Annotated in this window: 12 protein-coding genes and 1 rRNA gene; 3 read left to right on the top strand and 10 right to left on the bottom strand. The window is 33.4% G+C overall.

Translation table 11 applies throughout. The annotated features are described in order from the left end of the window. From VB798_RS03030 to VB798_RS03055, 6 genes are all read right to left on the bottom strand, one after another. Positions 1–94: ribosomal RNA gene (locus tag VB798_RS03030) — 16S ribosomal RNA — on the bottom strand; the annotation flags it as partial. Between the two features lie 484 nt (positions 95–578). Next, the gene (gene tyrS / locus VB798_RS03035) at positions 579–1880 is read right to left on the bottom strand and encodes a tyrosine--tRNA ligase (RefSeq protein WP_323255837.1); all 1302 of its coding nucleotides are present in this window, start codon (positions 1878–1880) and stop codon (positions 579–581) included. Between the two features lie 111 nt (positions 1881–1991). Continuing rightward, positions 1992–2654: a response regulator transcription factor gene (locus VB798_RS03040; RefSeq protein WP_323255838.1), complete on the bottom strand. Its 663-nt coding sequence runs from the start codon at positions 2652–2654 to the stop codon at positions 1992–1994. Positions 2655–2709: 55 nt separating this feature from the next. Then, complete coding sequence (locus VB798_RS03045; RefSeq protein ID WP_323255840.1) at positions 2710–3483, bottom strand: sensor histidine kinase; 774 nt, start codon at positions 3481–3483, stop codon at positions 2710–2712. Positions 3484–4270: 787 nt separating this feature from the next. Further along, positions 4271–4558, bottom strand: coding sequence for a hypothetical protein (locus VB798_RS03050; protein WP_323255842.1), 288 nt, complete (start codon positions 4556–4558; stop codon positions 4271–4273). Between the two features lie 121 nt (positions 4559–4679). Next, positions 4680–5264, bottom strand: coding sequence for a riboflavin synthase (locus tag VB798_RS03055; RefSeq protein WP_323255845.1), 585 nt, complete (start codon positions 5262–5264; stop codon positions 4680–4682). Positions 5265–5556: 292 nt separating this feature from the next. Here VB798_RS03055 and VB798_RS03060 point away from each other — a divergent pair, with 292 nt between their 5' ends. Further along, positions 5557–6174 carry a DUF1684 domain-containing protein gene (locus VB798_RS03060; RefSeq protein WP_323255847.1) on the top strand — a complete coding sequence of 206 codons (618 nt, stop codon included), beginning with the start codon at positions 5557–5559 and terminating at the stop codon, positions 6172–6174. 538 nt (positions 6175–6712) lie between these two features. Here VB798_RS03060 and VB798_RS03065 read toward each other — a convergent pair. From VB798_RS03065 to VB798_RS03075, 3 genes are all read right to left on the bottom strand, one after another. Next, positions 6713–8530 (bottom strand): acyl-CoA dehydrogenase, encoded by a 1818-nt coding sequence (locus VB798_RS03065; protein ID WP_323255849.1) that lies wholly within the window; start codon positions 8528–8530, stop codon positions 6713–6715. 670 nt (positions 8531–9200) lie between these two features. After that, positions 9201–9647, bottom strand: a complete 447-nt coding sequence (locus tag VB798_RS03070; RefSeq protein WP_323255851.1) for a hypothetical protein — start codon at positions 9645–9647, stop codon at positions 9201–9203. 392 nt (positions 9648–10039) lie between these two features. After that, complete coding sequence (locus VB798_RS03075; protein ID WP_407654134.1) at positions 10040–10393, bottom strand: DoxX family protein; 354 nt, start codon at positions 10391–10393, stop codon at positions 10040–10042. Positions 10394–10557: 164 nt separating this feature from the next. On the opposite strand from VB798_RS03075, the gene ubiE reads away from it, so the two are divergent. Beyond that, positions 10558–11280 carry a bifunctional demethylmenaquinone methyltransferase/2-methoxy-6-polyprenyl-1,4-benzoquinol methylase UbiE gene (gene ubiE, locus VB798_RS03080; protein WP_323255854.1) on the top strand — a complete coding sequence of 241 codons (723 nt, stop codon included), beginning with the start codon at positions 10558–10560 and terminating at the stop codon, positions 11278–11280. After that, positions 11229–11981, top strand: a complete 753-nt coding sequence (porT, locus tag VB798_RS03085) for a type IX secretion/gliding motility protein PorT/SprT (protein WP_323255856.1) — start codon at positions 11229–11231, stop codon at positions 11979–11981. Before ubiE ends, porT begins: the two co-directional genes overlap by 52 nt. A 111-nt stretch (positions 11982–12092) precedes the next feature. Here the strand turns inward: porT and VB798_RS03090 are convergent, their stop codons facing one another. Beyond that, on the bottom strand, positions 12093–15521 hold the full coding sequence (locus VB798_RS03090) for a VCBS repeat-containing protein (protein WP_323255859.1): 3429 nt from the start codon (positions 15519–15521) through the stop codon (positions 12093–12095). Positions 15522–15536: the final 15 nt, after the last annotated feature.

Consider the following 15536-nt stretch of genomic DNA (forward strand, 5'->3'; position numbering starts at 1 on the left):
GTGCGCCACTATGATATTGCTATCACCGTTCGACTTGCATGTATTAGGCCTGCCGCTAGCGTTCATCCTGAGCCAGGATCAAACTCTCCATTGTAAATATCTTACTATAGTTTCGTTGTTCTCTTATGCCCTCTATTCTTAAATAAAGAATCAATAACAAAAACAACCTGTCTATTAAAAAAAATAATATTCTCTATTCCTATCAATACCTCAAAGAACTCTTTAACTCAGCTCAATTAATCTCTTAATCTTACCAAATTTAGCTAGCAATTATCTTCCTAATTACTCTATCTCCCCTTATTCCCTCAGCCCGTTGGCGTCGTTTGGGAGTGCAAAGATGTAGGATTAATCCGTAACCACCAAACTTCTTCCAAAAATTTTTACAATCTTTTTTTGAAATAATTCGCAACATAATCCGTAAATAACTTAATATCAATACATTATTACACTCAATAAATTTGAAAATATTTTGAAAAAAAATCAACACTTAAAGATTTTTATAAAAAGCAGGTCTATTAAACACAAAACGAGCACTAAATTTTGGATTCAGTGCTCGTTTATTTTACTCAAAATATGTCTTAACCAACAATAATTAGGTGGTTTTTCTTGCCTTTTCCTACTAATAAGTATTTCCCATTTAGTAAATCAAAATTAGCTGTATGATTTGGGTCAGCAATTTTGGTTTTGTTAATACTTAGTGCATTTCCTTGGATAGCTCTTCTTGCTTCTCCTTTAGAAGGATAAATTTCAGCATTGGTTACTACAGATACTAAATCTGTCACGGTTGCACTAGCTTCAAAATCAGCAGGCGTAATCGCCGTTTGTGGAACTCCATCAAAAACGGCTAAAATATCTGCATCACTCATTCCTTGTAATACTTCTAATGTTCCTTTTCCAAAAAGAATTTCAGAAGCTTTTACGGCTATGTCGTAGTCTTTTTCAGAATGTACTCTTATCGTTACATCTTTTGCTAATGCTTTTTGCATGATACGAAGATGCGGTACTTCTGCATGTTCTGCTTCTAGTTTCTCAATTTCTTCTTTCGAAAGCAAGGTAAATACTCTTAACAAACGAGCACAATCGGCATCTATAGCATTCAACCAAAACTGATAGAATTGGTATGGCGTTGTCATTGTTGAATCTAGCCAAACGTTTCCAGATTCTGATTTACCAAATTTAGTTCCGTCTGCTTTGGTTACTAATGGTGTTGTCAGTGCATAAGCTTTGTGCTCAATTTCATCTGCACCACCTTCTTTACGTCTGATAATTTCTGTTCCAGTAGTGATATTTCCCCATTGGTCAGAACCGCCCATCTGTAAACGAACATTTTTATTTTTGTATAACCAGTAAAAATCGTAGCCTTGTAATAATTGATATGAAAACTCAGTAAATGAAATTCCAGTTTCTAAACGTTTCTTTACAGAATCTTTAGACATCATGTAGTTTACAGAAAGATATTTACCTGCTTCTCGCAAAAAACCTAAAAAGCTAAATTCTTTAAACCAATCATAATTATTAACAACCTCTGCTGAATTATCAATATTACTAAAATCTAAAAACTTTTCTAATTGCTTCTTGATACATTCTTGATTATGGCGTAGTGTATCTTCTGAAAGAAATTCACGTTCTGCTGCTTTTCCTGATGGGTCGCCAATCATTCCGGTGGCGCCTCCTACTAATGCGATAGGTTTATGTCCACAAAGTTGAAAGTGTTTTAGCAACATAATCGTTGCTAAATTTCCGATATGTAAAGATGAAGCTGTAGGGTCAAAGCCGATATAAGCGGCTGTCATTTCTTTTTGTAATTGTTCTTCTGTGCCGGGCATCATGTCCTGAAGCATTCCACGCCAACGAAGTTCCTCTATAAAATTGCTTTTCATTTCTAATTAATAATAAATATGCTCTCTATTAAACTTTTCGCAAAGTTAGAGATTGTATATTGATATTTCACTTGCCTGAATGGTATTCCTGAAATGTTGAGCAATAATCTCTTAACAAATCCCATTTCGTACTGCCCATGCTACTAGCCCTGCTACGTTTTTCGTACCTGTTTTTTCCATAATTCGGTTTCTATGTCCTTCTACGGTTCTGGCACTTAAACACAACATTTCGGCAATATTTTGGGTAGTTGTACCCTGACAGATATGTTCAAGTACTTCTAGTTCTCTATCCGAAATGCCAATTTGAATACTTAATTGATTTTCAGTTTTTTTCTCTGGCTTATTAATCATCCGGTTGTGCATGACTTTTACCAAAAATGGACCATAATAATAGTCTTCTTTGAAAACTGTATAAATGGCATTTTCTACTTCGTCGGGATGAGCATCTTTTAATAAGTAGCCATTTGCTCCTAAAGACATCAAATGTGTCACAAATTTGTCTTCATCGTGCATCGAAATCACGATTATCTTTACTTTAGGAAATTGCTTTTTGATTCGTTCAGTAGCTCTGATGCCATCTAATATTGGCATATTCAAATCCATCAAAACAATATTGGGAAGTGTTTCGGAGATATTGTCTATCAATTCTTGTCCATTAGATGCTTCAAGTACTACTTCAAAATCATCATTGAGACTTAATAATGAAACAAGTCCACGACGAAAAAGGGCATGGTCGTCGGTAACGGCAATTCTAATTTTAGTTAGGTTACTCATTAATGGTTAGCTTTACAGAGATATTTGTTTATAGCACAATGCTATTTTACAATACTTAGGATTCAGAAAGAGCTACCGTAATGATAAAAGTAGAGCCTCTTCCTATTTCAACATCAAATTTAAGTTGTCCTTTGATAAGACTCATACGACTTTCGATATTTTTTATTCCGATACCTCTACTTGGTTGATTTACTCCTTCTAAATCAAAGCCTTTTCCATTGTCTGAAACCTCTAGTCTAAGTGTATTTTTATTTTCTGTTAAAGTGATTTTGATTTCCTTTGCCTCCGCATGTTTTAAGGCATTGTTGACTAATTCTTGTGTAGAGCGATAAAGTGCTAATTCTATTTTAGCATCATATCTTGCATTAATATCACAAATAAAATGAATGGGAAGATTGGTGTGGAGTGTCATTTTCTGTGAGAAATCTTTCAAAGCTTCTATCAAACCAAATTCATCTAAAGTACTTGGCATTAAATCTTTGGAAATTCTCCTGACATTATGAAGGGCTTCGTTTAGTAATTCTTCGGTTCTACCAAGCAGTAAAGTTCTCTTGGATTCATTCTCTGAATACTTGTTTAATTGAGAAAGACTCATTCTTGTAGCTGAAAGTAATGCTCCGATTTCATCGTGCAAATCTCCGCCGATTTGTCGGCGAACTACTTCTTGAGAGCCAACACTTGCCTCAAGCATGGCTTGATGAAGGGCTTCTTCGTGTGCAGCTCTTTGTATTCTTTGGCGACGATAATATACTACTACAAAAAGTATAATTGCCGAAACTGGCAAAAGCATTGCAATGGTACCTAGAATAACGATTTTGACCTCATTCATTCAATTAAATCATTTATAGGCTCCAAATTTCTGCTTTATCAGTCGTTCATGCAAAAAATATACTAAAAGAATAATAGATGTGGCAAAAGTCATCATCATGATAGTTCCTACTTCGATGATGACTTTAATTGTAGAGGCGTCTTGCTGAACCATAATCCTATTGCTAAAAAGATTCTAAAGATGAATGATAATACATAGTAAATATTCCATAACTCCAAATACAAGTCCATATTCTTATTAAAAAGAATCAATTCTCCATAAAGAAACAAAAACAAAGTTCCAGAAAAGTATAACAAACACGATACGCTTATCCAAAACATCGGTAGTATTGACAATTTCTTTACTTGAAGAGTTTGTAGAAGCTGATAAAAATAGATAAAAACCCACGTGATAACAAGTAAACAAGAAATTGCACTTACCATACCATTATATCTTTCAAAACTCAATCGCTCTGTAAAAATAATAACAGAAAATACTGCATAGATGCCTATAGTGGCATAGGTAAGTTTTTTTATTTTTCTCCCCCTAAAAACTTGGTTGTACATAAACCCAATCATGATACATTCAAAAACAGTAAATGTATTTATTATAAAATGATTGGGTTTGTGTAGTACTATAGACCAATAATTTCCAAAAGCTTCATAAATAATTGCACCTATTATATAAAGAAAAAGTATTCTAAACTCGATAGTTAAGTACTTATTCCTATAAATAGCAATTATCAAAGGAAGTAATAATACGGTAGAGGATATATATGAAAGTATTAGGTCTATCACTTCTGAAAGGTTTAAACGAATTTAGGCTTACATCTAGGTGGACAAGGAGGTGGTCCAATGATACAAGAAGTTGAAACAACTTCACAATCATTGTTAACTCCGCTAATAATTAACTGGTGAACCTCGTCTTCGTCATGAGTATGTTCAATTTTAAAACCTACGATTTCAGGATTTTCTTCTAGCATTGCTACTAATAAAGATGCACTTACATAATGAGAATGTACTCCATGCTTTTTCTTGTAATCTTCTAATCCTTTGGAGATGTTTTCTGATTCTCTTTTGATAAGTTTCCCTGCCATATTTTTAAATGATTGGTTAGTTAATAATGTTCAAAACTACTAAAATGTAAATAACTACAAAGTAATCTAATAAAAATAGCGTATTAATACACCTAAAACAGGTATTTATACGCTATCGCATTTAGAGTGTTATCATCTTCTTGATATACTTCCCTACAATATCAAATTCTAGGTTTACAACATCTCCGATTTTTAAGGTATGAAAAACGGTATGTTCGTAAGTGTAAGGAATAATGGCTACTCTGAAAGTATTTATGCCTGAATTAAATACAGTAAGGCTTGTTCCATTAATACAAATTGAGCCTTTTTCAACGGTAACGTTTTGTCCATCGTTACTGTATTCAAAATCATAGAGCCAAGAGCCATCTTGTTCAATAATGTTGGTAACTACTCCCGTTTGGTCAACGTGTCCTTGTACAATGTGTCCGTCGAAACGTCCATTTGCTGGCATACATCGTTCAAGATTTACTTTTGAACCTATTGTTAAAGCGCCCAAATTGGTTTTTTTAAGGGTTTCGTCGATGGCTGTTACCGAATATTCTTCTCCTTTAATATCAATTACGGTTAAACATACGCCATTGTGGGCAAGACTTTGGTCTATTTTTAATTCGTTGGTAAAAGGACAAGTAAGTGTAAATGTAATGTTTGTTCCTTCTTTGCTAAGATTGTTTACTTTGCCTAGTGCTTCGATGATTCCTGTGAACATTTTTTTATCTGTTATCTGTTATCTGTTATCTGTTATCTGTTATCTGTTATCTGTTATCTGTTATCTGTTATCTGTTATCTGTTATCTGTTATCTGTTATCTGTTAAAAGAGTGCTGTTTTGACAAGTAGTTCCCATAATCTTGATATTATTTTATAAAATAGTGTCACAGTGGGAGTATTCACTGATAACCGTTAACAGATAACTGATAACAACTATCGCTTTCGCAAGTTAATTTACTAATTTTGCTTATCTATCAAGAACAGGCATGTTCCTTTTAAAATTCCTCAGAAAATGTTCAAAAATAAATTCTTCCTTGTTTTTACCAGTGTTATTTTAGTTGCTATCATTATTTACTCTTTTGTTGATTCTCAAGAAAAACCTGCTTCTCAGGCTCTTTCAAATGATTATGCTAAAACGATTCTAGCTTCAAGACAAGCCAAAGATGAGGCATTGAAAACCGAAAAAGATTCGCCCATTGAGGATAAAACAAAGTTCAAAGGCTTACATTATTTTGAAGTAAACCCTATTTATAAAGTAGTTGCTACTTTAGATAAATTAACTAGCGGACAAAGTATTAAAATTGCGATGACTGGAGGAGAAACTGAGGAATATGAAGCTTTTGCTAACCTAAAATTTGAAATTGATGGGAAGAAATGTGCATTAAAAGTATTTAAAACTCCTGAAGGAAACCTGTTTTTGCCTTTCCGTGATTTAACAAGTAATAAAGAAACTTATGGAGCAGGGCGTTATCTTGATTTAAAGATGGAAGATATTAAAGACCAAAGTATTGAGATTGATTTTAATCTTTGTTACCAGCCTTATTGTGCATATAATCCTAGTTTTACTTGCCCAGTACCGCCTGCTGAGAATTTTTTGAATGTTGCTTTGAAGGTTGGGGAGAAAATGTAGGAATAAAAGTTCATCTCAAAGAACCTATCATCCCTTCGGGATTGTTACTTCCCTCCTACTTTAATGTAATTACTATTTGCTTCAATATACATACTACTTGCTTTCATGTAATTACTTTTTGCTTTTATGAACCTGTATATTGTTTTAATGTAATTATTCTATGCTTAGATACACCCATCTATTGCTTTAATGCAATTATTCATTGATTTATAGCACTTTAATAATGTTTATATATTATTAGTTTTTGCTTATCTGGACTTCCTAATTACTTAGATTTAATTGATGTTTACTTTATTGTACCTTATAAAGGTTTAACTGTAATTTAATATTGCTTAACTGCACCTTATTGTTGTTTGATTGTAATTTCATTTTGCTAGATAATACTATATTATTGTTTCAATGTAATTATCATTTGATTTACTGTAATTAATCTTTGCTTTGACAAAAACACCAATTGCTTCATTGAAAGAAGGCATAAAAAATCCCCACTTAAAAAAGCAGGGATATGCGTTTGTTTTGATGTATGTGTAATTTAATGTTATTGAAAAACGATATGCTTTTCCGAATCGACAGTTAGTAAAGTATTATCTGTTAATCTGGTTGCCAAAGCATAATTTTTGATTAATTCATAATGATAGAAGAATTTCATCGTATGAATTTTAGATTCATAAAATGAAGATTCGCTTTCTTCAAGATTTTGGGTAATTAATGCTTGTTTAGCTACAATTGCTTGTTTAAGCCATATCCATGCTACAGTAGTAATCCCGAAAAACTCCATGTAAAGGTTTGCATCTGCTAAAAAAGCCTCATTATCTCCTTTGGCAGCAATACTTAACAAGTGCATCGTTACTTTTTGCAAACGTCCTAGCTCCTTTTCAAGCTTTTCAGCATAAGGTTTTAGTTCATCAAAAGTATTTGCCAGCTCTATACTCTTCATTATTTCATTGAAAAGTAACTGTGGTGCTTTGCCATTGTTCAATGTTACTCCCCTACCTAACAAATTCAAAGAATGTATGCCCGTTGTACCTTCGTAGATAGACATAATTCTGACATCACGAGCCATTTGTTCTAATGGAAAGTCTTCTGTGTAACCATAACCGCCAAAAACTTGTAAGCCTTCATTCACTGCTTTGATACCCATTTCGGCTGGATAAGTTTTAGCAACGGTTGTCATCAAATCAAGCATTAATTGGTAAGGTTTAGCTTCCTCTGAGGCTTTCCCAAGCCCATGAATCATGTCTTGCCAGTGATAACATTCTAATAAAAGTCCCAAAGAGCCTTCAACAACGGCTTTTTGAAACAACAACATTCTTTTTACGTCGGGATGGTTAATGATGTACGTCTGTTCTTCTTCTAAATTTTTATTGTTAAGCTTCCTTCCTTGCGGACGTTCCTTCGCATACTCCAACGAAGCATAATATGCGGCAGAAGCAATGTAAGTTCCGCCCATGCCAACACCTAAACGTGCTTCGTTCATCATCTGAAACATGTAGCTAAGTCCTTTGTTGGCTTCTCCAACTAAATATCCGATTGCATTATCTTTATCACCGAAGGTTAAGTGCATAGCGGGCGTAGCTTTTTGCCCCATTTTATGATATATTCCCGTAGAAATCACATCGTTATCCACATTAAATTCAGTGCCATTGGTATTTGCTCTGAATTTAGGAACAACAAATAAAGAAATACCTTTAGTACCAAGTGGCGCACCTTCAATTCTTGCCAATACTAAGTGAATAATGTTATCGGCAATGTCATGATCGCCAGCAGAGATAAATACTTTCTGACCTTTAATCTTAAAAGTACCGTCACTTTGTGGGAAAGCGGTGGTAATAACATCCGAAAGCGAACTACCAGCCTGAGGTTCTGTTAAACACATAGAGCCCGTCCATTCTCCAGTAACCATTCTTTGGGCATATTTTTCTTTTAATTCGTCCGAACCAAAAGAAAAAATCAAATTTGCACAACCTGCCGTTAAGCCAGTAAACATTACGAAAGCATTATTGGCAGAACCTCTAATCATTTCACTCGCTGCGTTGACTACAGTAGGTAATTGTTGCCCGCCATTTTCATAAGCAAAGGTTGCAGCAATCATTCCTGCATCGCCCATTGCTTTTACATAATCTTTTACCGCAGAATGTACTTTTACTTGACCATTAACTAATTGAGGTTGGTTTCTGTCAGACGAGACATAAGCATTTCTGAGGATTTTATCAGCAATTTCTTCGGTAGTATCCAAAACCATGTCGAACATATCAGGTGTATAATCCTGAAAGTATGAAAACTTAGTAAGTTCTGCCACTTGCAGTACTTCTTTCAACATAAAATCAAGATTGCGACGAGAATATTGCTTATTCATGGTTAATGGCTTTGTGTCTTGTTATGCTTGCATACAATAAAGCGTAAAAGTAATAACATTAAATTTATTCTGCAAGCATACTGTTTCAATTTAAAGCACAAAAAAAGTTGTCATTTGGGGTGACAACTTTAAAATTCCGTAAAAAAGCCTCTTTACTTAGCGTTTTTCGTATTTATGGTATTTTTTCCGACATAAATTATCGTTATAAAAAACAAAATAGTTGTAAGCCAACTAAATTGATTGAGTAATACATCTATTTCCCTATCATTGAAGTAAAGACCAACAGCAATCTTTAATAAAACACAGATTGCATATCCGCAGAGTACAAAATATATATTTTTGTTCACGTTTGTCATAGCCTTGGGTATTACTGATGTTGAAATACAATGCTAATGAGAGTATTATTTTCTAATGGATTTCAAAAAAAACCTTCCAATGAAGAAAAGGAAAAGTCCAAATAAAATTACATTAAAGAGTTGCCATAAAATTAGGCTTAGGTCTGAAGTTAAAATATTTTTTATCATGATTTTAAAAGTTTTTTATTTGGAAACTATTTACAATAAAATTAAGATAAATAAAAGCTTTCAGTAAATTCCACTTGTACGATTATAACCTGCAAAAATACCAAAAACACCTTTGATATTGGAGTAGGTTTTTCTGGACGAAACATTTATTTCTTTAATCTCAGTTCAATGGAATTACCTTGATAAGTTACATTAGAAGCTTGTGAACGTTTAAGTGTCATGTTATTATCATTTATCGTCACAGTATAAGAACCATTCAAATCAATTTTTGGACGAGTAGTTTCATATACGAATATTGATGCTTCATTAAAAGACGATGAAGCATTGTACTGTATATTGACTTTCTCATTTCCTTGAAGATTATAAAAACCATTACAAACCTTTGCTTTGTAATCATCACATTCATTCAATTGAAAAATGCTATTGGGATATTTCACCACAGAATCGGGAGCTGTCTGCCCAGTTTTTGAATAGACAATTTCATCTACTTTCCAAGTACCAGCCATATCTTCTAGGAGTTTGATGGTGTCGTCTTTGCAAGAAAAGAGGAAGATAGTGGATAAGGTTAGGAATAGTTTTGAGTAAGTTCTCATGGTATTTAGTTTAGTGTAAATTAAAATATATTAACGATTTGTAGTTGTTATAAATAATATTGTAGTATCATAATCTCTTTGTTCGATAACCCTTCAGAAACAAGTCGAAGTATTTTAGATTCTTTTCTTGACGAGTAAAAAAATCTACTTCGTTAATTTTGGTGTTGTGATGTATGAATTCCATAGGATTTATTAAGTTTTAGGGAATACTATTTGTTAATTATTAATCAAATATAAATTATTTTTCATTTGACAAAACATTATTTTCAGCATTCAATTCTTATTTTAAACAAGAAAAAATCAACGTGTTGATTTTCAAACAATTAAATAAATGTATTTTAAAAAAATGCACTAAAAATCAGCCTAATACATCCATAAACAGCTGATTCACTTCACTTTGTATAACCATAAGCCCACCAAATCAGCAAAAACTGCAAAGGAATGCGTAACCATAAAATCCATTCTGGAATTCTTGTAAATTTTCCAGAACTAATCATAAAAATATTGGCTGGTAAAACCGCTATCAATAACAGTATTATTCCCCAAGCGGCATAAGTACGTGTTACTGGAAAAAGTAAGGCTACTCCTAAAATCGCTTCTGCTAATCCGCTCAAAAAGACCATTAATCCATGTGCTGGAATATATGGAGGCATAATTGCCAAGTAAAATTTAGGTTTTATGAAATGATTGATGCCTGCAATGGTATAAAGAAACGACATCAAGTAAAGTCCAATTTGTTGTATCATCGTTGTTTTTAGTTTAGTAATAATACTGATTATTCTGTAAAGCTTTGACTAATGATAGAAACAATATTTTCAAACAAGATGTTATTTCACGATAGTATGGTAATTTTGTAAAATTATTAAGATAGAATTATTCCGACGGACAAGGTTGTCCGTACAAAAACATAATGAGCGTAGTTCCTTACAAAGAGCAAAATGCAAGCAAAAAAGAGCAAGTAGCTCAAATGTTTGATAATGTTTCACCGAAATATGATTTTTTGAATCATTTATTGAGCGGTGGTATTGATATTTTATGGCGTAAAAAGGCTGTGAAATTATTAAGAAAAGCCCAACCAAAAACGATTTTGGATATTGCGACAGGAACGGGAGATTTTGCAATTGAAGCTTTGGCTTTGAAACCAGAAAAAATCGTTGGCGTAGATATTTCAGAAGGAATGTTGAGTTTCGGTCGTGAGAAAATCAAGAAATTGGGGGTAGAATCAATCATTGAATTACAAAAAGGAGATTCTGAAAGATTGAACTTTGAAGACAATACTTTCGATGCTGTTATCGTTAGTTTTGGAGTACGAAACTTTGAGAATCTTGAAAAAGGATTAACTGATATGTGCCGTGTGATGAAAAAGGATGGTACTTGTATTGTCCTTGAATTCTCGAAGCCATCAGCATTTCCATTTAAACAGTTATATAATTTTTATTTCAAATATATCTTGCCCGTAGTTGGTAAAATTGTTTCAAAAGATACTTCTGCTTATACGTATTTACACGATTCTGTACAAGCATTTCCTGATGGAAACGATTTTATTCAAGTGTTCCAACGTGCAGGTTTTAACAGAACCCAATGCTTACCACTCACTTTTGGAATAAGTACTATTTATATCGGCAGAAAGTAATTCTTTCTTCTTTGTTTTTTGGCATTTGTTCTGTCGTAACTTCGATAGATGCCAATGCGCAAAACTATGATTACAAGCGAATTTATGATGAGTATTATGATGATAAGCCCGTTCATTTTGGCTTTTTGTTTGGTTTTGGTTCATCAAGATTCAACGTTTATCATAGCAATAGTTTCCAAGCTCCAGGCGATACTGCCATTACAATTGTTTCGCCTGGGAATTTTTCATTTCAAGTTGGAGGTTTGGTCAATTTAAAATTGAACGACCGTTTTGATTTGAAATCTGGGATTAATATTGCACTATATGGTCGTCAATTGAATTATCGTTTTACGAATTCTCCAGACTTTCCACCTGAGCTTCGTGAATCTACTTGGCTTGAAATACCAATTTTATTGAAGTATAAATCCATGAGAAGAGGTAATTCAAGAATGTATGTAGATGCTGGTGTTAAGATTGGACTAGAAACCAATGTTCGTAAAAATGCAAACAATACCCGAAAATTAGATACTAGAACAAGTGACCTTTCTTTAGAATACGGAATCGGTTTTGAACAATTCTTTAAGTATTTTAAATTCACGCCTGAACTTAGATTTTCGCATGGATTAACGAATTTGTTCATTGCCCCAAGTGTGAACAACTACGCTAGAGATATACAAAGATTGAATGCACACAGCGTTACTTTGTATTTGATGTTTGAATAGTTTTTTTGAAGTGATTGGTGATTAGAAATTAGTGATTAGAAAAATTGGACTCTTCATTTTCAACACAATTCATTTATTATCTGGGATTATAAAAATACTAATCACCATTTACTAATCACTTTTCTTCAACACCATTAATTTGTCATTATTTCTGGCGATAATCATTAAGGTTTCTTTGCCTACTTTAATGTTTTTAATACTTTTTACTTGTCCTTTAATATTGATTCCATTCAATTTAGTTACCTCAAACTGACATTTTCCTTTGTTTATCAGTACTGTCCCATAATCGGCATCGTATCGTCCCATCTGAATATTGCAGTCATAAAAATTCCCCAACATCAATACATCTGGCAATTTATCTCCATTGGCATCAATGATTTGAGCAGTGTAAAATGGCGATAATTGCGCTTTTTCTGGAAGCGATTGCAAGGTAAAATTTCCTTTGCCATCGTTTACTAAAATGGCATTATCAAAGTAATTGGCTTCAAAAACATTAGCATTTGCTAACTCATTTTCTCCCACGATGTCCACTATACGAGCTTTGGCAAAATCCTTTGCTAAAAGAAATTTCTTTTTGGTAAATGGAAATTGTTTTTGGGTTTCGGCTTTGTTGGCAAACATTACTTCTGTTCCTCCCAAATAATAACTCAGTACTTGGTCGGTTGTACCATTTTTATCAAAATCGCTTACATACATTCTAACAGGTTCTGTTACCGAAGCTTTGATTCTACTATTTTGTCCTAAATTTCCAGCCAAAATATCTAAATCACCATCACCATCAAAGTCGTAAGGCATTGCAAAATTCCACCAACCTTTTTCTTTTGTCAGCATTTTTTTGACAAATTTCCCTTGTTGATTTTCCATTTCACAGATTCCATCCCATTCTAAAGCTAAAATTAAATCTTGGTCGCCATCTTTGTCTAAATCTTGTAAAATAGCATTTTTTACCAAACCAATATTCTTTAAATCTTTGGCATACTTATCGGTTACATCTGTAAATTTTCCTGTTCCATCATTTTGTAAAAGATATGATGACGGAATTTTTCCGTAAGAATAAGGCACAGAACGGCTCGTAATGAATAAATCCATTTTCCCATCTTTATTAAAATCAAGCGTTTCTATAGCAGAGGCTGATATAAAAATATTTTGAAAAGCATTTTCTCTGGCAGACAAATTTCCTTTGCCATCGTTCAAATAAATTCTTGGCGTAAGATAATTTGATTTTCCAAAATATTCATTCCCTCCTTCTGCCACGACTAAATCAAGATGAGTATCATTGTTTACATCTACCCATTTTGCATCAATTTCTTCATAAATACTGTCTTTCTGAAAAACCACTTGTTTACTTTCTCTGAATTTTCCGTTCAGATTTTGTAAAAATAAACGAGGCATTGAGGTTTTTGAAGAACCTAAAAACACATCTTCTAAACCATCATGATTAATATCTGCGACAGCTAGTGCAGGCCCTTCTGATGACATTTTATGAGGAATCAATGCTTCTCGTTCAAACTCATTAAAATCATTTTCTTGATGTAAAACCGCCAAATTTAGCGATTCTGCAACATCTGTAAACTGAGAAAATGGCTTCGTTTTATGTTTGAATTGCTCATAATCAAACACTGGCAAATGCTTTTGATAAGTAATTGTAAGAGAATCTTTATCCGTTTTTAGTTTAATTTTTTGAAACGTTCTATCTGGCCAAATCAAATAAATAGAATCTACTTCGGCTTTATTTCCTAAACCAATTGTCATCGGAATTTCCATACTTGCTTGAAAAGCTTTTACTGGAAATTTTTCATAGGAAATCGTTTCTCCATCTTTTTTGAAAACCAATACTTTTGCACCAATCGCATTCAAATTCTTTTCTGAACCTTTCAAATACAAACGAAGAAAGGCATTTTCAGGAGCGTACTCATTGGCTTTATTTTCATAGACAAAAGCTTTTTCATTGATATTATTGGTGACAATATCCAAATCTCCATCGTTATCTAAATCAACATAAACCGCTCCATTTGAATACGAGTCTTGATTATTAGCAATATTGTTCTCTTTGTCTTCAAAACGCAGGTCTGATTTATTTTGAAAGAATTTATTGGGAATTTTTATTTCTGGCAATTTATCCACCAATGAAATATCACTTTCATCCATTTCTTTTCTTTCCAATTTCATCTGAATATCTTCGGCAGAAACAAAACTGATATAATCAATATCGTTCATTCGTTTCGGAATTCCATTTGAAATAAATAAATCTTTGCGACCGTCGTTTTCAAAATCAAAAAACAAAGGCGACCAAGACCAATCTGTTGCATGCACGCCCGCAAACATCGCCATTTCTGAGAAAGTACCATCCCCATTATTCAACTGCAAATTGTTTCTGGCAAATTGGTAATTGTAGCCGTAGCTTAATTTGTATTGAAAAATATTATAAGAATCTTCGCCTTCCGAACGCTTCAAAATCTCACGGTCGAATGGTAACATATCCAAAGACATGATTTCTGGATAAATATCATTATTAATATCAGCAACATCAATTCCCATCGAAAACTGACTGGTGTGCATCATCGACTTTTCGATACTTTCCAAAAAAGTACCGTTCTTTTGATTGATGTACAAATAGTCATTTTCATGAAAATCATTACCAATGTACATATCTGGATAGCCGTCAAAGTTAACATCACCAACACCAACACCCAAACCATAGCCTAAAGCGTCTCTTTTAATGCCCGTTTTTTCAGCTACTTCAATATACTTCCCATCATCATTTCTAAAAAATTTATCGCCCGCCAAAGGATGAAAAGTACCTTGAAAAGTACTTCTTACGCCAAAAGTACCATTTTGATGTACAGAATGATTGAGTTGAAACATATCCAAATCACCATCCAAGTCATAATCAAAAAAAGTCGCTTGTGTGCCAAAACCTACCAAATCCAATCCGTACTCTTTCGATTTTTCTTCATAAATAGGAATACCATCTTTGGTAATTTCTTTACAAACGAAGAGTAAATTATGTCCTTTTAAACTTTCAAAACCACCTACTTGGCTGACGTAAATATCTAATTTCCCATCTTGATTAATATCCACTACCGAAACGCCATTAGACCAACCTTTTTCTCCTTTGAAATTTGCTTTTTCAGTAATGTCTTCAAACTTCATGCCTCCACGATTGAGGTAGATTTTATTATCTTTCAGATTCGCTGTAAAACACAAATCAACCATTCCATCATTATTAAAATCGCCTGCACCAACGCCTCCGCCATTATAAAAATACATATAAGTAAAGATGTTTAAATCTTTGGTTGGCGTTAGGTCATTTGAAAAATCAATACCTGTTTTTTCAGCATTTAATAATTCAAAAGTCTCAGGCTCTTTGGTTTTGCAGGAGGTGAAAAATAGGAAGAGGAGGATTAAGAACCTCACCCCCAACCCGCAACGGCGGCCGACCTCTCCTGTTGAGAGGGGAGTCTTAAAATTGAATGAATCTTCCCTATCAACAGTGGGGTTGGGGGTGAGGTTAATTCTATTATCGTTTTTTCTCATCATTTCTATATTTAAAAA

Origin of the sequence: Arcicella lustrica (assembly GCF_034930985.1) — a bacterium.
Lineage (GTDB): Bacteria > Bacteroidota > Bacteroidia > Cytophagales > Spirosomataceae > Arcicella > Arcicella lustrica.